This window comes from Chryseobacterium sp. ERMR1:04 (assembly GCF_001297705.1).
GTDB lineage: Bacteria > Bacteroidota > Bacteroidia > Flavobacteriales > Weeksellaceae > Chryseobacterium.
In genome coordinates, this window is record NZ_LIRF01000010.1 from 170,061 (window position 1) to 192,827 (window position 22,767).

The 22,767-nt window shown below is 34.4% G+C and carries 21 protein-coding genes; 11 read left to right on the plus strand and 10 right to left on the minus strand.

Annotated elements, in window-relative coordinates; genetic code table 11:
• Positions 1-71: 71 nt before the first annotated feature.
• Together AMQ68_RS24235 and AMQ68_RS24240 are read left to right on the plus strand one after the other, a co-directional pair.
• On the plus strand, positions 72-1,745 hold the full coding sequence (locus AMQ68_RS24235) for a glutamine--tRNA ligase/YqeY domain fusion protein (protein ID WP_054513178.1): 1,674 nt from the start codon (positions 72-74) through the stop codon (positions 1,743-1,745).
• 77 nt (positions 1,746-1,822) lie between these two features.
• Positions 1,823-3,061 (plus strand): MFS transporter, encoded by a 1,239-nt coding sequence (locus tag AMQ68_RS24240; RefSeq protein ID WP_241775206.1) that lies wholly within the window; start codon positions 1,823-1,825, stop codon positions 3,059-3,061.
• A gap of 91 nt (positions 3,062-3,152) precedes the next feature.
• Here the strand turns inward: AMQ68_RS24240 and AMQ68_RS24245 are convergent, their stop codons facing one another.
• Both AMQ68_RS24245 and AMQ68_RS24250 read right to left on the minus strand, forming a co-directional pair.
• Positions 3,153-3,989: a hypothetical protein gene (locus AMQ68_RS24245; protein WP_054513179.1), complete on the minus strand. Its 837-nt coding sequence runs from the start codon at positions 3,987-3,989 to the stop codon at positions 3,153-3,155.
• A gap of 444 nt (positions 3,990-4,433) precedes the next feature.
• Complete coding sequence (locus AMQ68_RS24250; RefSeq protein WP_054513180.1) at positions 4,434-5,393, minus strand: YpdA family putative bacillithiol disulfide reductase; 960 nt, start codon at positions 5,391-5,393, stop codon at positions 4,434-4,436.
• Between the two features lie 39 nt (positions 5,394-5,432).
• On the opposite strand from AMQ68_RS24250, the gene AMQ68_RS24255 reads away from it, so the two are divergent.
• Positions 5,433-5,870 (plus strand): EVE domain-containing protein, encoded by a 438-nt coding sequence (locus AMQ68_RS24255; RefSeq protein ID WP_054513181.1) that lies wholly within the window; start codon positions 5,433-5,435, stop codon positions 5,868-5,870.
• 72 nt (positions 5,871-5,942) lie between these two features.
• Complete coding sequence (locus tag AMQ68_RS24260) at positions 5,943-6,584, plus strand: hypothetical protein (protein WP_054513182.1); 642 nt, start codon at positions 5,943-5,945, stop codon at positions 6,582-6,584.
• On the opposite strand, the gene AMQ68_RS24265 is transcribed toward AMQ68_RS24260, so the two are convergent.
• The 8 genes from AMQ68_RS24265 to AMQ68_RS24300 all read right to left on the minus strand — a co-directional run bounded on the left by AMQ68_RS24265 (position 6,581) and on the right by AMQ68_RS24300 (position 15,377).
• Positions 6,581-7,924, minus strand: coding sequence for a glycosyl transferase family 1 (locus AMQ68_RS24265; RefSeq protein WP_054513183.1), 1,344 nt, complete (start codon positions 7,922-7,924; stop codon positions 6,581-6,583). The genes AMQ68_RS24260 and AMQ68_RS24265 overlap by 4 nt on opposite strands.
• An 84-nt stretch (positions 7,925-8,008) precedes the next feature.
• Positions 8,009-8,416 (minus strand): GxxExxY protein, encoded by a 408-nt coding sequence (locus AMQ68_RS24270; RefSeq protein WP_054513184.1) that lies wholly within the window; start codon positions 8,414-8,416, stop codon positions 8,009-8,011.
• Between the two features lie 32 nt (positions 8,417-8,448).
• The gene (locus AMQ68_RS24275; protein ID WP_054513185.1) at positions 8,449-10,983 is read right to left on the minus strand and encodes a YfhO family protein; all 2,535 of its coding nucleotides are present in this window, start codon (positions 10,981-10,983) and stop codon (positions 8,449-8,451) included.
• A gap of 34 nt (positions 10,984-11,017) precedes the next feature.
• Complete coding sequence (locus tag AMQ68_RS24280; RefSeq protein WP_054513186.1) at positions 11,018-11,248, minus strand: hypothetical protein; 231 nt, start codon at positions 11,246-11,248, stop codon at positions 11,018-11,020.
• A 110-nt stretch (positions 11,249-11,358) separates the two neighbouring features.
• Positions 11,359-12,408: a DUF6263 family protein gene (locus AMQ68_RS24285; protein ID WP_054513187.1), complete on the minus strand. Its 1,050-nt coding sequence runs from the start codon at positions 12,406-12,408 to the stop codon at positions 11,359-11,361.
• A gap of 27 nt (positions 12,409-12,435) precedes the next feature.
• Entirely contained in the window at positions 12,436-13,188 is a 753-nt protein-coding gene (gene rlmB, locus AMQ68_RS24290) for a 23S rRNA (guanosine(2251)-2'-O)-methyltransferase RlmB (RefSeq protein ID WP_054513188.1), read from the minus strand.
• Between the two features lies 1 nt (position 13,189).
• Positions 13,190-13,660 carry a DinB family protein gene (locus AMQ68_RS24295; RefSeq protein ID WP_054513189.1) on the minus strand — a complete coding sequence of 157 codons (471 nt, stop codon included), beginning with the start codon at positions 13,658-13,660 and terminating at the stop codon, positions 13,190-13,192.
• A 379-nt stretch (positions 13,661-14,039) separates the two neighbouring features.
• The gene (locus AMQ68_RS24300) at positions 14,040-15,377 is read right to left on the minus strand and encodes a peptide-N-glycosidase F-related protein (protein ID WP_054513190.1); all 1,338 of its coding nucleotides are present in this window, start codon (positions 15,375-15,377) and stop codon (positions 14,040-14,042) included.
• Between the two features lie 243 nt (positions 15,378-15,620).
• On the opposite strand from AMQ68_RS24300, the gene AMQ68_RS24305 reads away from it, so the two are divergent.
• From AMQ68_RS24305 to AMQ68_RS24335, 7 genes are all read left to right on the plus strand, one after another.
• Positions 15,621-16,916 carry a hypothetical protein gene (locus AMQ68_RS24305; protein WP_054513191.1) on the plus strand — a complete coding sequence of 432 codons (1,296 nt, stop codon included), beginning with the start codon at positions 15,621-15,623 and terminating at the stop codon, positions 16,914-16,916.
• 348 nt (positions 16,917-17,264) lie between these two features.
• Positions 17,265-18,269, plus strand: coding sequence for a MoxR family ATPase (locus AMQ68_RS24310; RefSeq protein ID WP_054513192.1), 1,005 nt, complete (start codon positions 17,265-17,267; stop codon positions 18,267-18,269).
• Positions 18,270-18,275: 6 nt separating this feature from the next.
• Complete coding sequence (locus AMQ68_RS24315; protein ID WP_054513193.1) at positions 18,276-18,731, plus strand: GNAT family N-acetyltransferase; 456 nt, start codon at positions 18,276-18,278, stop codon at positions 18,729-18,731.
• Between the two features lie 59 nt (positions 18,732-18,790).
• Complete coding sequence (locus tag AMQ68_RS24320; RefSeq protein WP_054513194.1) at positions 18,791-19,654, plus strand: DUF58 domain-containing protein; 864 nt, start codon at positions 18,791-18,793, stop codon at positions 19,652-19,654.
• Between the two features lie 172 nt (positions 19,655-19,826).
• Entirely contained in the window at positions 19,827-20,732 is a 906-nt protein-coding gene (locus tag AMQ68_RS24325; RefSeq protein ID WP_054513195.1) for a BatD family protein, read from the plus strand.
• Complete coding sequence (locus AMQ68_RS24330) at positions 20,725-21,717, plus strand: VWA domain-containing protein (RefSeq protein WP_054513196.1); 993 nt, start codon at positions 20,725-20,727, stop codon at positions 21,715-21,717. The genes AMQ68_RS24325 and AMQ68_RS24330 overlap by 8 nt, the downstream gene beginning before the upstream one ends.
• Positions 21,717-22,724, plus strand: a complete 1,008-nt coding sequence (locus AMQ68_RS24335) for a VWA domain-containing protein (protein ID WP_054513197.1) — start codon at positions 21,717-21,719, stop codon at positions 22,722-22,724. Before AMQ68_RS24330 ends, AMQ68_RS24335 begins: the two co-directional genes overlap by 1 nt.
• The last annotated feature ends 43 nt before the right edge of the window (positions 22,725-22,767 follow it).

Below are 22,767 nucleotides of genomic sequence, written 5' to 3' on the forward strand. Positions count from 1 at the left end.
ATTTTCATAAACCCGTGAAATTTCCTAAATTTGCAAATTGTCACAAAATGTGATATTTAAAAGCTGACTTAATGGAAGAAGAAAAAAAATCTCTCAATTTTATTGAGCAAATTATAGAAGATGATTTAGCAAACGGTTTAAACAGAGATCAAATCCGTTTCCGTTTTCCTCCTGAACCGAATGGATATTTACATGTTGGGCACACAAAAGCCATCTGTATCAATTTTGGTTTGGGTGAAAAATACAATGCTCCCGTAAACCTTCGTTTTGACGATACAAATCCTGAAAAAGAAGAACAGGAATTTGTAGATTCTATTAAAAAAGACGTCGAATGGCTAGGTTTCAAATGGGATAAAGAATTGTATGCATCAGACTACTTCCAGCAGCTTTATGATTGGGCTGTTAAGTTGATCAAAGAGCAGAAAGCTTATGTTGATGAGCAGCCATCTCAAACGATAACAGAACAAAGAAAAAATCCTACAGAACCGGGTGTTGAATCTCCGTTCAGAAATCGTCCTGTTGATGAATCTTTAGATTTATTCGAAAGGATGAAAAATGGGGAGTTTGAAGAAGGTTCAATGTCTCTTCGTGCAAAAATTGATATGGTTTCGCCTAATATGAATATGCGTGACCCTGTTATGTACAGAATTTTAAAAAGACCTCACCACAGAACAGGTACAGAATGGAAAATTTATCCAATGTACGACTGGGCTCATGGGGAGTCTGATTATTTAGAGCAAGTATCCCATTCATTATGTTCGTTAGAATTTGAAAATCACAGACCGCTTTATAATTGGTATTTGGAGCAGGTGTATGATGAATCTAAAGTAGCGCCTAAGCAAAGAGAATTTGCAAGGATGAATGTTTCTTATATGATCACTTCCAAAAGGAAGCTGCAAAGGCTTGTTGCTGAAAATGCAGTGACAGGATGGGATGATCCGAGGATGCCTACAATTTCAGGAATGAGGAGGAAAGGTTTTACCCCTACTTCTATCAAGAATTTTATTGAGAAAGTGGGAGTTGCCAAAAGAGAAAATCTTATTGAGATTCAATTATTGGATTTTTGCGTCCGTGAAGACTTGAATAAAGTGGCTAAACGTTTGATGGCAGTGGTAGATCCTGTAAAATTGGTGATTGAAAACTATCCTGAAGGAAATGAAGAGTGGTTAGACACTGAAAATAATACTGAGCAGGAAAATGCCGGAACAAGGCAAGTTCCTTTCTCTAGAGAATTATATATTGAGCGTGAAGACTTTAAAGAAGAAGCGAACAATAAATTCTTTAGATTAAAATTAGGTGGAGAAGTTCGTTTAAAATCTGCTTACATCATCAAAGCTGAAAGAGTGGAGAAAGATGAAAACGGAGAGATTACAACCATTTACGCTTCTTATGACGAGAAAAGTAAGTCGGGGAGTGGAACTGAGGAAAGTTTAAGAAAAGTAAAAGGGACATTACATTGGGTGTCTGCAAAACATGCCCTTCCTGTAGATGTAAGAATTTACAATAACTTATTCACTGTGGAACAGCCTGATGCTGAAAAAGATGTAGATTTCTTGGATTTTATTAATCCTGAATCGGTCTCTACAATTCAAGGTTTTGCTGAACCTAGTTTAAAAGATGTTGCTATTGGAGAACCTCTTCAATTCCAAAGAATTGGATATTTTACGAAAGATCAGGATTCTACGGATGCTAAATTGGTATTTAACCGTACGGTAACATTAAAAGACTCTTATAAGCCGGAGTAAAAATCTATTTATACTAATATAAAGAGAACAGGGCTTATTGTATAGGCCCTGTTCTTTTGTTTTAAAATTAAAAAATTGTGAAATTAATAAGCGTATATACCAACTCGTTTAAGGGACTTTCTCAGGAAAGTTGGATGTTGGCCTTGGTAATGCTCATCAACCGTGCAGGTTCTATGGTACTTCCGTTTTTAGGAGTATACATGACCGATCATTTACATTTCAGTATAGAGAATACCGGAGTTGTTCTGAGTTTTTTCGGAATTGGTTCTGTATTGGGCTCTTGGTTGGGTGGGATGATTACCGATAAAATTGGAGAATATAAAGTACAGTATTTAAGTTTATTACTGAGTGTACCTTTATTTTGTTTAATTCCGATCTTTAATACAGAAGTTGGAGTGGCGGGAATTATTCTAGCGCAAAGTATTGTGAGCGAAACGTTCAGACCTGCCAACTCGGTAGCGATCACGAAGTATGCAAGACCTGAAAATATCACAAGAGCATTTTCACTCAACCGTATGGCTGTGAATTTGGGATTCTCTATCGGTCCTGCTTTGGGCGGAATTTTATCTGCAATTTCTTACGAATTTTTATTTTTCAGTAATGCATTTGCTGCTTTGACAGCCGGATTAATGTATATCTGGTTCTTTGGGAAACGAAATAAATTAGCCAAATTAAGAGCCAAAAAAGTAAAAGAAGCAATCATTATCAAAAAAGAGAACTCACCGTATAAAGACCGTAAGTTCCTTGTGTACTGTTTCTTTTGTATGTTGTTTTCAATATGCTTTTTCCAGTTATTCAGCACGTTGACGATCTTCTATAAAGATACAGCGCATTTAAGCCAGCAGAGTATAGGATATATTTTAGGATATAGCGGATTCTTAATTGTCTTGCTTGAAATGGGGTTTGTACAAATTGCCGAAAAGTATTTCAGTTTAGCAATAACAATGCTTTTAGGAACTTTCATTTGCGGATTTTCTTATGCCATGATAGCGTTTGATTACAGTATGATTACGTTGATTATTTCCATGACATTACTTTGTATTGGGGAGATTTGGACACTCCCTTTTATGTCTACAATCACCGCAATGCGTTCAGGAAAAAACAACAAAGGAGCCTACATGGGATTGAATGGAATTTCGTTTTCAATAGCATTTATTATTACTCCATACATCGGAACAATGCTTGCTCAAAAATTCGGATTCAATGCCTTGTGGATTGGGACCGGAGTCTTGGCGACAGGTATTGCAATTGCATTTTATTTTGTGGTTCCATGGATGCTGAAAGATAGAGAAACAGAGGATAAAGAAATGAGTTAAAATCTATAAATTGGATTTTTGCTAACACATCAAATAATGAAAAAGAGTTACCTTATAAAGTAACTCTTTTCATTTATATATAATAAGTTGTTTAATGAATAACTGGAGTGGCCTCATTCATTTCAAGCTCTTTTACATAGATCTGAGCCTCTGTATTAAATCCATATCTAACAGTAGCACGTTGTAATGTTTTATCTCTTTGAAGAAAAGAAGCTGCATAATTGGTGTAAGCATCACCTTTTTTCGTAATCACTGCACCAGGATAGGTGATTGGAATTTTATAGGTAATAGAACCTTGCTGTACTTTTTGCACAATATATACAAATAACTTTTTATTAGGTGGAACAATAGGATTTATTGTTTCGGTGATAGTATTGGATACCTGCTTAACGACAGAGCTTGATGCTGTTGCGCTTAAGGTTGCTTCTATTGAAGCTTCTGCGGTTCCTGATATAAACGGAAGAGGTATACTTACGCCTTGAGGTAATCCTAAGCTTCCTTGGGGAGAACTTAGGGTAATTGATATCTTTGCACCTACCGTAAGACCTGCTGCTAAGGTAATGGTATTCGTCATTGAAGTCAAATTACTATAGCTAATCGTTTTATTATAGGTCATAGGATTCGAGGTTGCATTATAAATACTTGTACCGCTAAATACTACTTGGCTTTGATCTGGGTCTCCAACAAAACTTTCTATCACAGGAAGTTCTGTTTTCACATAAGCCCTTGCATTGTTGTTTGCAGGACGTGTTAAGCTAGCATTTGTTTTATAGTCATTTACAATAACTCCTGTTATGTCATTGCCAAATTTATTTTTATAAATGTTGAGAATACTTTGGTTATTGAGACCTAATTGTTGAAGGTTTTCGGGGGTTATAAGTGTCTGAATGGTTGGTGACCCTTCTTTTGATGCTGGACTGGTTTTCATTAGTTGGCGCAATATTAATTGTTCCAATAAGTTTTAATCCATTGTCAGCTATAAACTTTTTTTGAACTTCATCACTGATCATACGTCCAGTTTGTTGGTTGTCGGTAGGAGTGATTTGATCATTTCCAATTTCCGTACTTTCTTGTCTGCAAGAGTTTGCTAATAGCGTTACTAGAACAACGCCAAAGATTTGGGTTTTTCTTGAATTTTTCATCATTTTATGTATTTGTGTTGCTTGAATAAATGTACGATATTTATTCAAGTAATAATGAAATAATTCAAGTAATTGTAGTATTTAGTGTATTATCAATTAGATAAATTCAAACAAAGTATTTATTTATTATTTTTAATGTTGATGGTTAAAATTATCAATAGAAATAATTTTACTATTGATAGCATATTGAATATTTACATTCCTTAGAATTGATGAAAAAGCTGTTTATTTTACTTAATGATATTTTTTATGATCATTTCTGCATGAATTCTTGAATTCTCAATAAACCAAAGATGGGTGTCTTTTCCACCACAAACAACGCCAGCCAAATAAAGGTTTTTGATATTTGTTTCCATTGTTTCGGGATGGTAAATAGGATTTAAACAGTCTCCCTGGAGATCAATTCCTGAATTGAGTAAGAAATCAAAATCAGGAAGATAGCCTGTCATCGCCAATACAAAATCATTTTCAATTTCGTTGATTTTTCCATTTTCATCTTTAAAAATAACAGCGTTTTCCTTTATTTCAATAATCTCAGAATTGAAGTGAGCGGCAATACTTCCTTCAGCTATCCTGTTTTCAATATCAGGTTTTACCCAATATTTTACATTTTTTGATATTTCAGAATGGCGAACAATCATGGTGACTTCAGCTCCTTTTCGATACGTTTCCAGCGCTGCATCTACAGATGAATTGCTGGAACCCACGACTACAATTTTCTGCTTTGCATAAGGGTAAGGTTCGGTGTAATAATGCTTTACTTTGGGTAGATTTTCTCCTGGAAGATTCATCAAATTAGGGATATCATAGAATCCTGTAGAGATAATTACATTTTTGGCGTAGTATGTTGCTTTTGAAGTTTTAATTTCAAAAATAGCTTCGTTTTTAGCAACATTGAGTACTCTTTCATACAGATTAATATGAATGTTTTTCTGTCTGGCAATTCCCTGATAATATTCTAATGCTTCTTGTCTTCCTGGTTTTGGAGCAGCTGAAATGAAGGGGATCTCATCTATTTCTAATTTTTCTGCGGTCGAGAAAAATCGCATATATAAAGGATAGTTGTATAACGAATTTACAATGGTTCCTTTTTCTATAATTAAATAAGTCAGATTATTTTTTTTAGCTTCAAGCGCACAATTAAGACCAATTGGCCCTGCTCCGACAATAAGAATATCTAAAACTTCCATCATGCGAAGATATTGAAAAACTTTCTTACCTTTAATTGAATTCATGAATATCCAAGAATGAAATATTATATTGCTGTTGCATCAAAAGATCATATTGAAAGAGGAGTACAGGGCGGGTTTATGCAGTCTAATCATGGGAAATCTACTTCTTTAAAAAGACTCAGGAAAGGAGATAGTATCATTTATTATTCTCCGAAGCTCTACTTTGAAAAAGAGGAAAAATGCCAGTGTTTTACTGCGATAGGAGAGATTAAAGATGAAGAGCTTTATCAGGGGGTAATGTCTTCTGCAGATTTCCAGCCGTTTCGTAGAAATGTAGATTTTTATGAGAGCAAAGATGTGTCAATTCTTCCTTTAATTGACGACTTAGATTTTATTGCAGATAAGAAGAAATGGGGTTTCTATTTTCGGTTTGGATTTTTAGAGATTTCAGAAAAAGATTTTCTATTGATTAAAAATAAGATGGTGTCATTCTAACTATTTAATATGATTTAAAATACTTTAGAAGCTGGCATTAGTTTTGGTATCTATTCTGCCTAACATAAAAAAATGAAAAAATTATTACTACCCGTATTATTGATAAGTTTGGTAGCTTGTAAAAAGGAAATTAATAAACCTGTAGATAACAAAGTAGATTCTACGGCACAAGTGAAAACAGATAGTACAAATGCTACTAGCCAAATTACAGCTAATAAAGCTGAAGTGTTGAAAAAATCGAATGATGAAATTTTACAGGCTTTAAAAAGTAAAAACTACAAAGCATTCGCTGAATATATTCATCCTGAGAAGGGCATCACTTTTTCTATGTATGCCTTTATCAATCCTAAGGAAGATAAACACTTTTCTAAATCTGAATTTGAAAAATTACAGCCCACAAAAACTATTTTTACCTGGGGAGCTCATGATGGTTCTGGAGATTTGTACAAAGCAACGATCAATGATTATTTAGACAAATGGGTCTTTTCAAAAGACTTTACTGCGGCTCAATTTTCTTTAGATAAAGCTCAGGGTACAGGAAATTCTCTGAATAATTTAGAAAAGATATATCCTAAACATAGCTTCACAGAAAACTATACCAAAGGCACCGAAAAAAATAGCGAAATGGATTGGAAAACGCTTCGTTTTGTGTTTGAGGAATTTCAAGGAAAGTATTATTTAGTAGCCGTTGTTAATGACCAATGGACTATTTAATCTAAAATATCAACCAATTTTTTGGTAAGATTCTTTCTTGAAAACTGTTCAATATTTTGATTGTTTTCAAGAAGGTTTCCATTTTTCCACAATTCAAATTTTTCTAAGATAAAATGCTTTATTGTCTCAGAATCCTTGTAGCTGAAATGTTTTCCTGCATGCGTCTCATTTAATATTTTTGAAACATCTGCTTGGTCAGGACCAAAAGAAATGATTTGTTTACCTGTTGCTAAATATTCAAATATTTTACCCGGAATAATTCCTTTTGAAGATTCATTAGGGAAATTAGTGATCAGCAGCATATCCGAACTTTGCATTTCCTGAATGGCCTTATCATGGGAAATATACCCTAAATTAAGAATGTGATTTTTTAAACCTGAATTTTCAATCGAGTGTAAAATTTTATCATCAATTCTTCCTACCAATTTTAATGAAAAACTTTCAGCAAAATTGGAATGAGTTGCTACTAAATCATCAAGTACTTTCCAAAGATTCTCAGGATTTCTAAGCTGTTCTAATACGCCAATATAACTTAAGGTAAATTTTAGTTTGAGGGTTGGAGGGTTTGAGAGTTTGAGAGTTGGGGGATTATTCTGTTGATTTTCCTCTGTCTTACTTAGCAGAGTCGTAGCATCAGATTCATCAAAACCATTTGTAATACAAACTGCATTCGCTCCATTTTTACGGAAATTCTCAGCGTCGGTATAGCTTGTTGCTAAGGTGATATCAGCATTTTTGAAAACATCACTTTCTAATTGTCGATGTTTTTTGTCTGAACTTTTAGTTAGTTTTAAATGTTTATAATAAGAAATCTCCGTCCAGGGATCACGAAAATCTGCAATCCATTTTAGATCTGGAAATTTCTTTTTAAGGTTTAAACCAATTAAATGTAAAGAATGTGGCGGCCCCGAAGTGACCACAACATCTATTTTATTTTCTTTTAAATACTGTTCTAAAAATGTAACGGAAGGTTTTACCCAAAAAACTCTGGCGTCAGGAATGAAAAAATTTCCTCGTATCCAAATCGAAAGTTTAGATTTCCAGCTTTGGTTTTTACCGACATCGAACTGTCCGGCTTTAAACTTTTTATTGCTTTTATTAAGCTTTTCGGCGAGTTGATAAGGTTCCCAGATCTTGGTTTTAACGATTTCAATATTCTCAGGAATATCTTTCATTAAACTTTCATCCAACAACGGATAACTCGGATTTTCGGGCGTAAAAATTACGGGCTTCCATCCAAACTCAGGTAAATATTTTGCAAACTTCAACCATCTTTGAACACCAGGACCTCCCGCAGGAGGCCAGTAATAAGTGATGATTAATATTTTCTTTTGTTCCATTTATATGTACTTTAACCGCAAAAGAGGCAAAAGATTTTATTATTGTTTAGCTATTCAATAGTTGACAAAATATAGGTAAACATTTTAATCGTATTGTTCAAAATATTTATTTATAAAAGTTTCTTGACCAAAGTGATATAGATTTTTGACATTGAAGTTTACGAGAATTCCTTTCGGAACCTTTAATAAGTTCATGTAATTTAGAATTTGAGATTTATGAATATCTAAAATCGAGGCGACAGATTTTATTTCTAAAACTATTAAATTCTCGATTAAAAAATCACATTTAAAATCACAATTCAAATTTTCGTCTTTATAAATTACTGGTATTTGAAATTCAGACTTGTATTCAATGTTTCTTAATTTAAATTCTTTTTCTAAGGCTTTATGGTATACGATTTCTGCTAAACCTGCACCCAAAATTTTATGAACCTCAATGCAAGCTCCATTAATTCTATAGGTTAAGTCTGTAATATATTTTTGAGTAATCATTAAAATAAAGCCTTTTTCAAACTTTTGAATTCCTAAATATTCTCAACTTTTCTTTTGTCTCTTTTGCGGTAAATGAAATAAATACCAAATCCACTCAATGCGATGAATAATCCGAAGCAAAGTAAAGAGATCCATTTTCCTGTTTCAATAACTTCTGGTTCAAAGACCATTCTGATATTGTGTTTTCCTGCAGGAACGTGTACGGCACGAAGTAAATAGTCAGCTTTAATGTAAGGAACTTCTTTCTCGTCTATGAAAATTTTCCACCCGTGAGGATAATAAATTTCAGAGAATACGGCCAATTGAGGAGTCTTAGATTCTGATTTGAATTCTAACTCATTCGGCTGATAATTCGTTAAATTAATAAATGCTGTTGGATCTGCCTGAACCGGTTTATTATTGAAATATTCTTTATCTGAAGAAGCAATAACTGCTGTTTTCTTACTGTCGATTACTCCAATAGATTTAATTTCTTGATTAGGACTGTTTACAAATTTAAGATCACTTACAAACCATGCATTTCCGTTAGCTTTAGGATTTGGCATTGTTTGAGGTTGTTCCGGACCGCCTACAACCCAATATTTAGCATTCAATAAATTAAGAACGTTGGGAAGCTTTACAGAATCCATTACCTGGAAATATTCATTGATAACATCATCATATCTTCTCAATTTCACAGCGTGATATCCTCCGATTGAAGATTTAAAATAGGAAGTATTCGTCTCGCCGAATGTTCCTAAAATGTTGTTGAATATTCTGTAATGTGTTTTATCTTTTTCAGCAATTGTTTCCAAAGTTTTGTTCACCTGTACACTGGATAAAATAGATCCTAAACTAGGATTAGCCTGTACTTTTTCAGCCAATAGATCTGAACTTTCTGTTTGGAAAGGGTTTTCAGCAAATACTTTGTCTACATAGTTGTCATCATTTAAATAACGCTTGTTTACCGTCCAAAGATCAAATAAACTCACGACTCCGATGATGATTAGAGCGATATTCTGACTTAGCTTTTGTTTCATTGTCATGAATAAAACAGCAGCTGCTATTGCAACGTAGATGAATGCTTTTATAGCATCAATTCTAAATAGTTTGAATCTTTCTTCTACCAGAAAATCTAATAGGAAAGGGGGAAGATATAACTTTTCGTTTTCTGTGTAAAAGCCTAATAAAGACTTTCCGAAAAGCAATAGAATTAATAAAAATCCTAACGTTCCTCCGCTTACGTAGGTAAGGATTTTCTTTTTGTATTCTTCTGTTAATTTCTCGTCTGTAAAGAATCTGTATAATCCGATGATTGCAATTAAAGGAAATAATAATTCTACAATAACTAAGATAGAAGACGGTGCTCTGAACTTATTATACATAGGAACAAAGTCTATAAAGAAATCCGACAACGGCATAAAGTTGCTTCCCCAAGCCAATAAAATGGTTATAATAGAAGCGCCTAAGATCCAGTAACGGTATTTTTTCCAAGCGAAAAAGAAGCCTAATAAAGCCAAGAAACAAACAATTGCTCCTTGATAAGCCGGCCCTGAAGTTCCCGGTTGGTCACCCCAATAGGTTACACTTCCGAAGCCTTTAGATACACGATCCATTTCGGCTTGTGACTTCACATTGTCCTGAACGAGTTCCTGAGCTTTATTCATGATGTCTTTTGCTTCAGGTTCCTGACTTCCGCCACCCATTAATCTTGGAATAAATAGGTTTAGAGTTTCCAGTCTTCCGTAGCTCCACATCAGCATACTTTCTTTATCCATACCGGATTTTCCTGAAGTATGCGTTTCGTTATCCAGGATTTGTTTTCCACGAACGGTTTCTTTTACATATTCTGCATTGGCCATGATTCTTTGAGAATTCATCCCCACACCAATGATGCAAGCAGCAGCAATAATTCCCGAAGAAATTAAAAAATGCTTCATCGGCGTTTTCTTTTGAATGGCTCTGATTAATTCTGATAAGAATAAAAATCCTAGTGCAATGAAAAGATAATACGTCATCTGTGGATGGTTTGCCGCTATCTGAAGCCCCATAAATAGGGTAGTGACAATGAATCCCCAGATGTAACTTTTCCGGATATAAACGAGTAATATTCCGGCTAAAAGAGGCGCAAAATATTCAATAGTATTCACTTTACCATTGTGCCCCGCTGCGATAATAATATAGAAATAGGTGGAGAGTCCGAAGAAAGTAGCGCCTAATAAAGCATACTTCCAGTTTCTGACGGCTACCATTCCTAAAAGGAAAAATCCTGCAAAAAGTAAGAAAAGATAATTAACGGGTCTTGGAAAAAAGTTCAGATTGCTATCAATTTTCTTGATGATATCTCCTTTAAACTGGCTTCCCATCTGATAGGTAGGCATTCCTCCAAACATAGAATCACTCCAATACGTTTCGCTGCCAGTATTGGCTCTGTAGTCGAGAAGTTCTTTTGCACCGCCTCTATACTGAACAATATCGTGTTGAAAAAGTTGTTTTCCTGTAAAAACAGGTGTGGAATATAAAAATGCTAAAACTATAAATACAACTAATGAAATTGCAGTATAAATTAAGTTTTTATTTTTCGCCATACGGGTTATTATCTTTTATTTTCTTAGGTATTTTTTACCTTTTGTCTTTATTATCTTTTACCTCTTCATAATCCACTGTTTCTGCATCCCAGTGGATTTTTTGATTATCCTTAGTCGAGTTGTTGGTATTTTGCTGCGTATTATTATTCTGTTTGATATTTTTAAATAAATAACTGTAGAATGTCTTAAAAAATAATCTTTTCAAAATATTCCACACAAAGAAAATAATAATCGCGGTAAGTATTAACTCAAGAATGAACTTCATAATATTTTTATTTAAGATTCTAAGTTTAAAGCTAGAAGTTTGTCGAGAAGTATTTACGACTCATAAAAATTCTCAAATTCTTCAACTCTCTATCCTAAAACTTACTTCATTTATTTTGCAGAAGGGTTTACCATTACAGAAGATTTAGAAACACTTTTCATAGACTGAGATTGAGCTCCGTCTGAAATGGTTTCTATCTGAGTAGTGACTACATCAATTTTCTGATTGGTGATCCATCCTGTACTTTGATCAAATTTAATCGTACCGTTTTGTACAAGCTCGCTGCTTAAGCTATGCGTGATCTTGTCTTGGGTTTTCTTTTCGCTTTTCTTAGGAATTCCTCCTGTTACAGCAATTTCAGCAACACCATTTCCTACACTTTTCAATACGTAGTTTGAGGTTACTTTAACAGCTCCGCTTGCGTCTGCATTTTCAGAATTAGTCCATTTTTCACCGATCTTAGCTCCTTTTTTAGGAATGATCGTAAGGTTTTTATTGAATTGATCTTTCAATACCTTTTCATTAAAGCTTTGCTTAAGACTTGCAACAACGCTTTCTTTTTGGTTTTTATCTTTAATAAGAGTACCTACAGCATTAGAAACTTTTGTGTAAACTGCATCAAAACCTGTGATAGAAAGTACATTTCCTTTCGTATCCATTTTCATATTCAGTTTGTTTCCTGTAAGCGCTTTGTTGATATTCCAGATCATTTTTAGATCATCCTCTTTCGGGATTGCCTGTTTTGTATCTACAATAATTGTTTTCCCGTCTGCAGATTGAGAATTTCTTTTTCCGATAAGATTAAGAGTCATGTCATACACATTCCCTTTGATATCATTAACAGTGAAAGTCATCTCATCTGTAGATTCGCTGGTTCCGTTAAGAGATTTCCCTTGAGGATCCGTCATTGTTTTTACATCTCTTTGGTAGGTTGTAAGAGGATAAGTCTTTCCTTTTTCAAGCTTAAAAGTTTGAGTGTAAATTCCTGCAGAATCTTTAATTGCCGGGTTTTCTACAACTTTCGCCACAGAATCAGCCGGAACTTCTACGGTGATTGTTTTTCCTGTTTTAGGATCTACTTTGGTTACGGTTGCCGTTTCTTTTTTACAAGAAACTAGGGCTATAGATGATAGTAGAGCAAATGCTGCTATGTTTTTCATTTAAATTAATTTTGAATGTGTTATCTATTAATTTACTTTCGTTAATTTCTGTCTTGTTGCTTCATATAAGATCGCTCCACATGCAACAGAAACGTTTAGAGACTGAGTTTTCCCTTCAATAGGAAGTTTTATTTTTTCGTCTGCGTGATGCAACACTTCTTTTGAAATTCCGGTTTCCTCATTACCCATTACAATCGCACAAGGTTCTGTGAAACTTACATCGTAGATCAGTTTTTGAGCTTTTTCAGTAGCTGCAAATACAGAAATTCCACTTTGTTGAAGATAATCTACCACATGAGCTAAATTAGGCTCTTTACAAATTTTAATATTATAAAGTGCTCCTGCAGACGTTTTGATAGCATCAGAATTAATTGGCGCTCCTCCTTTTTCAGGAATAATAATAGCGTCAATTCCTACACATTCTGCAGTTCTACAGATGGCTCCGAAATTTCTTACATCAGTTAATCTATCCAAAATCAATAAAAATGGAGTTTTTCCTTCTTCAAATAATTGAGGAACAACATCCTCTATTTTATGAAAAGGGACATCCGAAATAAAAGCTACAACACCTTGGTGGTTTTTTCTCGTAAAACGGTTCAGTTTTTCAACCGGAACGTAGTTAGGACGTAATTTATTTTTAGCTAAAATCGTTTTCAGTTCTGCATAAATATCGCCCTGCAATGCATTTTGTACAAAGATCTTGTCAATAGTTTTTCCTGCTTCAATAGCTTCAATTACCGGACGAAGCCCGAAAATAAAATCGTCTTTTTTATCTGTCATTTTAATATTTTTCTCCTAAAATTGCTCTTTTTTGTGCCATTGCATATCCGTAATGCAGGCTTTCATGTATGTTGTTGAAGATGATGGCATCTTGAATACTTTTCAGATCCATCCCAAAACTTGTAGTATAAGGGGTGTAATCTGAGAAGAAATCGCTGTCATAATCTTTCATTAAGATCTTTGAAGTTTCGGTTAATAAAAACTCCAGATCTTCCACTTCAGATTTTTGTACATTTAAGTTCGGAAGGGTTCCTTTCTTATATGTTTCGACCCAATATTTATCGATTCTGAAAGGGTTTCCGCTTAGGTAATAGTGCAAAAGTTGCTGTGTAGCAACCGTATGCGCAATATTCCAATAAATGTTATTGTTAAAGCCATCTGGTATTAGCAAAAGGTCTTCATGAGACGTGTTTTGCAGAATATCCAGAAGGTTTCTTCTCACCTGTCTGTGGGCTTGAAAATGATAATTCATTTTACAAAATTTTTAATCACCAAAAATAGTTTAATAAACTGGAAATGACAATTTTTAAACGTGAGATTAAGGTTAAAATTATTTAAAATGCTGTTTTCAAAAGAAACAAATGTTAAAAAAAGTATTCGTTTTTCTTTTGTTTAAAGGAAAATAAATGTTAAAATAGTTGATTTTGAGAAGGGTAATTTCTTTTTAACGATGATATCTAATACCTTCAAAGGTTGAGTTGCTGATTTGATATTTTCTAATGTGAGGATTAAATTGGGAGATGATTAACGATATAAGGCATACTCCTTTTTTAGGCGCAATAAAGAACCTCCTATGAAAATATTCAATAGGAGGTTCTTTAATTGTTTTAAAAAGAATAGTCGAATTCTTTTTATTTTTTGATAATCTTATGTTTGAAAGAAGTTCCGTCTTTCAAAACGATATTCAGAATGTAAATTCCTGTATTGTATGAAGAAATATCTATTTTGTTTTCTTTGTTGCTTTCAAATAATTTTCTTCCGTCTATACTAAATAACGTGAGAGATGTTACCTCTATTGGTGACTTTATATTAACAAAGTCGGAAGTAGGGTTGGGGTATATACTTACATCGGTTGTTTTGATATCCTTCACATTTAAAGTTGCGTTGCTTTTGCTCTGCATATAAACAGATAAATACACATCGCCTTGTTGCTGATTAAAAACAGCGGTTGGTATGGTGTGTTTCAAAGTATGGTTTCCAGCAGTCATGCTAGGCAATGTGAATCCTCTGATAGGGACGGAGTTGCCGGGACACCAGTTGTTCCATGAAGTCCAATCGTCAAATGTTTTAGGAGTAGCTCCATATATTCCGTTGCCTTGTGTGTTGTATACTCTGAAGGGTTCGCATGAAATTCCTCCGGGAGTATAGGTCAGCGCCTGTACATCATCTATATAAGTATAATTTTGTCTTCTTACATATTCTTCACCACCACTGTTGGCACCATGAGGTGTAGATATTACAACGAAATGAGCGTCGGTAACAGCGCTGGGTAGATTAAAATTTACAATCCTAACCGTTTCGCCGGGAACATCTGTACTGTTATAGTTATTGACTCTGGTATAGCTTAAGAGGGGAGTAAGACTGTTGTATGCCGTAGGAGTAGCGCCTGCATCTGTTGAAAAGAAAGTAAGGGATCCTGAGAAAACGTCAATTCTTCCGGAGCATCCTGCAACCTGTGTTTGTGCTGCATAAGGAACACCAAACACATCAAGTTCCATATACATATCGTAAGTACTGCGAAGTGCAGCATCATGAAAGATATTATATAGATTGCTTAAATCATATGTGTAAGGCACTTGCGTAGGAGAGCGGTTTTTGCTCATAAAAGGGGTAATGTATCTGCCTACTTCTATTCTTTTTACATTTACATCGTCTGTTGTATAAGTAGATTGATTTTTAGGAACTAAGGCCAAGAAAACTTCTCCCAGACGGTCGTAATTATCACAAAGTGCTCCTATGGATACCCTCATAGCAATTTTTGCCTTAAAAGAATTCAGTTCAGCATCTGTAAGTTTTTTTGCGTACCTCGTGTTGCCTAATCTTATAAGACCGGGAGGAATCGGTTCGGATACCGTTGGTGCATAACCATCATAATAAACTGCTTGTGAAATCACATTCACCATGGTTGTTGTTTGTGATTGAAAAAGTCCCACAGAAAAGAGACTCATAAAGAATAGTTTTTTATACATGCTATTGGTATTTGTTACAAATGTATTAAAATATGTATTTAAATTTAGTGTTTGTTGAATGGTTTTTCAAAACAAATCGCGATTTGTTGATAATTATACAAATCATAATCATAAAGTAGCGTTAGCGATTTAAGTTTAAAATAGTATGAGAATTAATTGGTGTGATTAAATAATCATATTTATTACGAAAATTAAAACTTTAATACTAAATTAGCACTATATTCCATATTGAATTTATTAATTATGAAAAGAATTTTACTTTTATCTTTATTATTGATATCGTTGGTATTTAATGCCCAAATAAATATAAACATTGGAAGCACCACTGTAGGAACTGCTCCGGTGAGTAGTTTTTTTTCCTATTCTTATGTTCAGCAGATTTATCCTAAACAAGAGGTAAATGCGAATGCAGCAGGGAATATTACAGGGCTTATATTTTATGTAGATCCTTCTGCAACTCTTTTTGATTCTTCAAATTGGACGGTTTATCTGGGGCACACAACAAAGACGGCTTTCACATCCGGTACAGATTGGGTTCCTGCTTCGCAGTTGACTCAGGTATTTGCGGGCACAGTGATTAAAAACAACAATAAGGTTGAAGTGATTTTTACTACTCCATTTGCTTATAATAATACAGATAATTTAGTGGTTGCAGCAAAAGAAAATGCTCCGAGCATCGATATTAATAATTTTGATGAGGCATTTAAAGTGTATTCACATCTTCCATCTTCTACTCTTTATTATAAAGGGGATGTTATGGTAGTGGATCCTGCATCTCCACCGGGTGGAATAAGAGCAGACTACAAATCAGCAATTACCATTTCAGGATTAACACCTAGGACTACTGCTGCCTGTCCTTTCGTTGCTTATCCTACGAATAACGCTCAATTTGTTGCTTTATCTCCCAATATTAAATGGTTTCCAGTTTCTGGTGCAGATTCTTACAAAGTCTCAATAGGAACAAGTTCGGGAAGTACGAATGTGATTAATCAGCAGGTAGTAACTGGAACTAGTTTTATTCCATCAACTGCCCTTAATGCTGATACCAATTATTATTTAAAAATTACTGCCGTTTCAGGAGGTGTTGAATCTTCAGGTTGCGCAGAGGTTATATTTAAAACAGTTCCGCCGGTTCCTGTAAATGATGCTTGTTCAGGTGCTTTATTAGCTTCTGTTTTCCCTTATTCGTATACGCAAAACGATGCTGTTTCAACCACTAATAACGCAGGAAATATAGCTGTTTGTCCTGATGCAATGAATGATGGAACATGGTTTAAATTAGTTGGAGATGGCAGTCAGTACACGATTAAAGTGACGATGCCTGCCGGTAGTACTTTTGATCCTCAGGTAGATGTATACAGTGGTGCTTGTACTAACTTAGCCTGTGTAGATTCGGCTGATAATGGCGGTGGTGGTGCTGCAGAAACAATTACGATCTCTACAATATCCGGAACAACATATTATGTAAATGTAGGATCTTACGAAGAAACAACAGATGCACCGGAAGATGTATTTACAATTGCTATTACTAAGCTTTAATACGTCTGTATAGCTTACGTTTTCCTCAATTAAATAAAATAAAGAAGCACTATGAAATTATTTAACCAATGATTTTATAGTGCTTTTTGCTACCAATTCACAATAGTTTTCCAGAAAAGGGAATAAAATTTTACTGCTGATTGTAATCATTTCTTTATAAGAATGGAATTTATAATATCAGTTAATTAAGCTTTCGATCGGATTTTATGAATTAGAAATTGGTCTCTTGGCTTTGGATATCTCGCTAAACCTCGGAATTTTTAACAAACTTTAACTCAAAAATGGCATTTATTGTGTTGATTAATGCAAGTATTTATTAGAAATTTACAACTTATTTTAATTTAAACTATGTCAGATACACATCAAGCAGAAGACATTCGTCAGTTGACGGAAAAAATAAAGGAACAAAATTACTTATTTTCACTTCTGAGACAGGAAATCAACAAGGTTATCATTGGTCAGGAATATATGATAGACCGCCTTTTGGTGGGGTTGTTAGGAGGTGGGCACGTTCTGTTGGAAGGAGTTCCCGGATTGGCAAAAACGTTAGCTATAAAAACGTTGGCGGATGCTGTTCATGGTGAATTTTCAAGGATTCAGTTTACACCGGATCTATTGCCTGCAGATGTTGTAGGAACAATGATCTACAATATTAAGGATAATGATTTTACCATAAAAAGAGGCCCTGTTTTCGCCAATTTCGTTCTTGCAGATGAGATCAACCGTGCTCCGGCAAAGGTGCAGTCTGCCCTTTTAGAAGTAATGCAGGAAAAGCAGGTGACAATTGGTGATGAGACGATGAAACTTCCAAAACCATTTTTGGTATTGGCAACGCAAAACCCCATTGATCAGGAAGGAACTTATCTTTTACCTGAAGCGCAAAGTGACCGTTTTATGTTGAAATGTACGATAGATTATCCGAAATTTGAAGATGAAAGAACGGTAATGAGAATGGTTTCTACTTCTCATCAGCCTGTCGTAAAACCAGTAGTTTCTCTGCAGAATATTATAGATGCGAAAGAATTAATCAATCAGATTTACTTAGACGAAAAAATTGAAAAGTATATTCTGGATATGGTATTTGCAACCCGTTACCCTGAAAATTACGGTTTGTCTGAACTTAAAAACTATATCAGTTTTGGAGCATCACCTAGAGCATCCATTAACTTAGCTATTGCATCAAGAGCGTATGCATTTTTGAGAGGAAGAGCTTTTGTAATTCCTGAAGATGTAAAAGAATTAGCGAAAGATGTATTGAGACACAGAATTGGTTTAACATTTGAAGCAGAAGCAGAAGAGATCTCTTCAGAAGAAATAGTTAACAGAATTTTAGCAAAAATCCAAGCTCCCTAATTTTTAATGGAAGAAATTATAATCAGAAAAGCAGTTCAGGAAGATTGTGCTCCCATGTTGGAGTTGATTAAAGAATTGGCTGAATATGAAAAAGCTTTGCATGAAGTAACTTTAACGCTCGCACAATTTATCGAAGATGGTTTTGGTGAATCTCCGGTTTGGGGCGCTTTTGTTGCTGAATTTGAGGGACAGATTGTAGGAATTTCATTGTATTATGATCGATATTCGACTTGGAAAGGAAGAAGATTATATTTAGAAGATTTAGTGGTGACCGAAAAACTAAGAGGAAAACAAATTGGTAAGAAACTATTTGAAGCTACCTTAGAATACGGAAAATCAAATCAATACAGCGGAATGGTTTTTCAAGTATTAAATTGGAACGAACCAGCAATTAATTTCTACAAAAAATACAGTCCGAAGTTTGATGATGAATGGTTGAATGTTTCCATTGAGTTTAAATAGATGGAAGTTTTTAAACACTCAAAAAAGCACTCGCACTCTAATACACTCAAACGCAGAATATGCAAATAAAAGATATTGTAAAAAAAGTAAAGCAAATAGAAATCCGTACTCGCAGGAAGACGGAAGCTACTTTGATGGGACAATATCACAGTGCTTTTAAAGGACAGGGAATGACTTTTTCAGAGGTTCGTCCGTATCAGTTTGGCGATGAAATTCGTAGAATTGATTGGAATAAAACCGCTCGTTTCCGTGAGCCGTTCGTAAAAGTAATGGAAGAGGAAAGAGAATTGACGATGATGATCTTAGTGGATATTTCTGCTTCCATGGATTACGGAACGAAAACCCAGTTGAAAAGAGAATATGTAGCAGAAATTGCTGCCAGTTTAGGTTTTTCAGCGGCGGGAAATAATGATAAAGTAGGTCTCATTCTATTTGCAGATAAAGTATATAAAGTTATCCCACCACAAAAGGGAAGGAAACATATTTTGTCCATCATCAGTAATATATTAACAGCTGATTATGTTCCGGCAGTGTCTAAAATAGATAAAGCAATGGAATATATGATGGGAATATTTAAGAGAAAATCTTTGGTCTTCTTATTCTCAGATTTTGAAGATGAATACGATTCTAAAATGCTTCGTGTAGCTTCAAAAAAACACCATTTGCTTGGAATGAGAATTTATGATGAAAAAGATAACGAAATTCCTGATGTAGGCTATGCGCTGTTGTATGATGCTGAAACCGGAAAACAAGTTTGGGCAAATACTTCCAGTGCACGATGGAGATATACTTTTGCGGAAGCGCAGAAACAAAAAGTAAGAGCGTTGGAAGACGATTTTGCCAACAGTTCGGCCAGTTTTATGAATGTAAATACGGGTGCGGATTATTCAAAATTATTGTATAGTTATTTCCAGAAGAAATAAAGAAATCATACAGTAAGTTTGTCATTCAGAACGTAGCGACAGCGAAGTGAAGAATCTAGATTAATAATTAATTTTAAAACATTAAGATATATTGAAGGCATTAAGAATATTAAGTTTCAGATTCCTCCTTTTGTCGGAATGACAAAATGCTTTTAAATAATCATTGAATTAAATGATAAAATTGAAAAAATTACTATTTATACTGTCTTTTTTAATCTGTGCAAATGCTTTTTCACAGATGCTTTCTTCCAATCTTGAGAAGAAAACCCTTGCTTTGGGAGAGGTGACCTCTATTATTGTGACGATAAATAATCTTCATAACGAAAAGGTGTTAGCGGCTCCCAAAAACGAATTATTACCTTTCCATTTTGAAGAAATTAAAGATAGTATTGCCCAAAACCCCGATATCTATTATAGAAAAATTGAATTTGCGGTTTATGAAGAAGGGAAATTTACCATTCCTGAATTGGAATTTAAAGTAGGCGATAAGGTTTTAAAAACAATTCCTTATGAAATTGAGGTTCTGAATACGGCTCAAAAAGCAGATCAGATCAATGATATCATGAATAATAAGGAAGTTAAGCTTGAGGCAAAAGATTATTGGGAGTTGTATAAATTTTATGTTTTAGCAGCCTTAGCGGTTATCGCTCTTATCATTGCTATTGTAATGTATATGAAATGGGGAAGGAAATCTAAAAGTTCTCCGGCGGTGGCAACCAATCAGACCTTGAAGGAACTAGATTCTCTTAAAAAGAAAAAATATATTGAAGAGGGAAATTACCGTTCATTCTATGTTGAATTGATCGATATTTCCAGAAAATTCATTACCAAACAATATCATTTGCCTGCAGATGTTTTGTTGACGGATGATTTAATAGATTTAATGAAAAAAAATAATACAATCTCTCAGGAAAACGAGAAAGTAATTGCAGATGTGTTTTTAAGAGGAGACTTGGTGAAATTTGCCAAAACTTTCCCAGATAAAGATGCTATGGAAAAAGATTTTGCAGACGTTAGAGATTTTGTAAAGAGATCATCAAAGGATTTAGAATTCGAAAACCTGAGAAAAGATGCCTAATTTTGAATTTTATAGTCCGTGGTTTTTACTGCTTTTTCTGTTGTTTATTCCTCTTTTATTTAAAGATATAAGCAAGCAAAAGAGAAAGGGGATAAAGGTTCCTACCGTAAAAAATATGGAAGGAAGTGACGGAATTGTAGCCGTAATTTTTTTACTGAAAATATCCAAATATCTTATTCTTTCTGCGTTGATCATTGCGATGGCCAGACCAAGAACATTCACGGTTTCTCAGGACAAAGATGATACAAAAGGAGTTGATATTATGTTGGCTGTTGATGTATCGTTGAGTATGTTGGCCAAAGATTTAACACCGGATCGTTTAACGGCATTGAAAGAAATTGCTATTAAGTTTGTGAATCAACGACCAAATGATAGAGTAGGGTTGGTGACGTATTCCGGAGAGGCATTTACAAAAGTTCCTGTAACTTCCGATCATCAGGTTGTTATTGATGAATTGAAAAATCTTAATCCGCTGGAACTTCAACCAGGAACTGCTATTGGAGAGGGACTTTCTGTAGCGGTAAATCACCTTAGAAACAGTAAAGCAAAAAGCAAGATCATTATTTTAATGACCGATGGGGTGAATACAATTGAAAATGCAATGCCTGCTCAAGTAGCTGCGGAATTGGCTAAGAACAATGATATAAAGGTGTATTCTATCGGAATTGGAACGAATGGATATGCTCTAATGCCTACCCAACAGGATATTTTTGGAGACCTTGTCTTTACAGAAACTCAGGTAATGATTGATGAGGAACTTTTAAGAGAAGTAGCGCAGACTACCAACGGAAAATACTTCAGAGCAACCTCAAACAGTAGCTTGGAAGAGGTTTATAATGAAATTAATCAATTGGAGAAATCTGATATTAAAGTATCTAAACTTTATAATTATCAGGAATATTTTAAAATTTTCCTTTGGATTGCTTTAGGAATGTTAATTATCGATGCCTTGATGAGATGGGTGTTTTATAAATTTTTAAGCTGATGGAGTGGTATTTAGGTAATTATTGGTATTTATTGTTGCTGTTGCTTTTGCCGCTGTTAGCTACTTTGTTGATTCGTTTTCTGAAATGGAACAATAAAAGGAGAAACATTTTTGCAGACAGTCAGTTTCATGAAGAATTGTTTGAAAAAAGATCAGGGTTTGTTAAAATCTTCCCGGCTTTATATCTTTTGGGAACGTTGTTTTTAATCTTTTCCATCATTGATTTGTTAAACGGATCGGAAGAAGTGAAAAGCAATCAAAAGATGAATAATGTAATCTTTATGCTTGATGTTTCAAATTCTATGAATGCGGAGGATATTACTCCAAGTCGTTTGACAGAAGCAAAAAATGTAATGATTAATACCATGCAAAATATGAAAAGCGATAAAGTAGGGATCGTTATGTTTGCGGGGGAAGCGGTTTCTATTTTGCCTTTAACAACAGATTATAGTTCTGCTGAAACCTATATTAATGGGATTGAAACCAATTCTGTACAAATCCAGGGAACCGATTTCCTGAAAGCAGTACAGGTAGCGGCTGATAAATTTAAGAATGTAAGTAAAGGTTCAAGAAAGATTGTTTTATTGAGCGATGGTGAAGATAATGAAGGGAACGATAATGCGGCTATAAAACTCGCCAATAAAGAAGGAATAATGATTACGTCTGTGGGAATAGGTTCGGATGAAGGAGCACCGGTTCCCGAATATGTTTTTGGACAGTTAATGGGATATAAAACAGACAGAGCCGGAGAAACAGTAATTTCTAAAAGACAAACGGAAGCGCTTAAAAAAATGGCTGAGTCTACAGGAGGAACTTATATTGATGGAAATAACATCAATGAAGCACCAAACAGAATCTTAGATGCGCTGCGTAAAAAAATGTCTTCCTCACTAACATTGGTAAAATCTCAGAATGCCAATCATTATTATCAATATTTTTTAGCGGTTTCAATATTTTTCTTCTTTTTAATTTATATTTTTAACCCCAAAAGAGATTTTAATATTTAATGTTCTTTATGGTGTATTGTCAATCCAATCCCCACTTTAACCC

What these genes read in the sequence shown, in the direction of transcription:
- AMQ68_RS24265 (WP_054513183.1), bottom strand. Translation starts at nt 7,924, where the DNA reads ATGGAACAAAAGAAAATATTAATCATCACTTATTACTGGCCTCCTGCG.
- AMQ68_RS24280 (WP_054513186.1), bottom strand. Translation starts at nt 11,248, where the DNA reads ATGAAGTTCATTCTTGAGTTAATACTTACCGCGATTATTATTTTCTTT.
- AMQ68_RS24315 (WP_054513193.1), top strand. Translation starts at nt 18,276, where the DNA reads ATGGAAGAAATTATAATCAGAAAAGCAGTTCAGGAAGATTGTGCTCCC.
- AMQ68_RS24305 (WP_054513191.1), top strand. Translation starts at nt 15,621, where the DNA reads ATGAAAAGAATTTTACTTTTATCTTTATTATTGATATCGTTGGTATTT.
- AMQ68_RS24310 (WP_054513192.1), top strand. Translation starts at nt 17,265, where the DNA reads ATGTCAGATACACATCAAGCAGAAGACATTCGTCAGTTGACGGAAAAA.
- rlmB (WP_054513188.1), bottom strand. Translation starts at nt 13,188, where the DNA reads ATGACAGATAAAAAAGACGATTTTATTTTCGGGCTTCGTCCGGTAATT.
- AMQ68_RS24260 (WP_054513182.1), top strand. Translation starts at nt 5,943, where the DNA reads ATGAAAAAATTATTACTACCCGTATTATTGATAAGTTTGGTAGCTTGT.
- AMQ68_RS24295 (WP_054513189.1), bottom strand. Translation starts at nt 13,660, where the DNA reads ATGAATTATCATTTTCAAGCCCACAGACAGGTGAGAAGAAACCTTCTG.
- AMQ68_RS24270 (WP_054513184.1), bottom strand. Translation starts at nt 8,416, where the DNA reads ATGATTACTCAAAAATATATTACAGACTTAACCTATAGAATTAATGGA.
- AMQ68_RS24335 (WP_054513197.1), top strand. Translation starts at nt 21,717, where the DNA reads ATGGAGTGGTATTTAGGTAATTATTGGTATTTATTGTTGCTGTTGCTT.
- AMQ68_RS24245 (WP_054513179.1), bottom strand. Translation starts at nt 3,989, where the DNA reads ATGAAAACCAGTCCAGCATCAAAAGAAGGGTCACCAACCATTCAGACA.
- AMQ68_RS24330 (WP_054513196.1), top strand. Translation starts at nt 20,725, where the DNA reads ATGCCTAATTTTGAATTTTATAGTCCGTGGTTTTTACTGCTTTTTCTG.
- AMQ68_RS24235 (WP_054513178.1), top strand. Translation starts at nt 72, where the DNA reads ATGGAAGAAGAAAAAAAATCTCTCAATTTTATTGAGCAAATTATAGAA.
- AMQ68_RS24275 (WP_054513185.1), bottom strand. Translation starts at nt 10,983, where the DNA reads ATGGCGAAAAATAAAAACTTAATTTATACTGCAATTTCATTAGTTGTA.
- AMQ68_RS24320 (WP_054513194.1), top strand. Translation starts at nt 18,791, where the DNA reads ATGCAAATAAAAGATATTGTAAAAAAAGTAAAGCAAATAGAAATCCGT.
- AMQ68_RS24285 (WP_054513187.1), bottom strand. Translation starts at nt 12,408, where the DNA reads ATGAAAAACATAGCAGCATTTGCTCTACTATCATCTATAGCCCTAGTT.
- AMQ68_RS24325 (WP_054513195.1), top strand. Translation starts at nt 19,827, where the DNA reads ATGATAAAATTGAAAAAATTACTATTTATACTGTCTTTTTTAATCTGT.
- AMQ68_RS24250 (WP_054513180.1), bottom strand. Translation starts at nt 5,393, where the DNA reads ATGGAAGTTTTAGATATTCTTATTGTCGGAGCAGGGCCAATTGGTCTT.
- AMQ68_RS24300 (WP_054513190.1), bottom strand. Translation starts at nt 15,377, where the DNA reads ATGTATAAAAAACTATTCTTTATGAGTCTCTTTTCTGTGGGACTTTTT.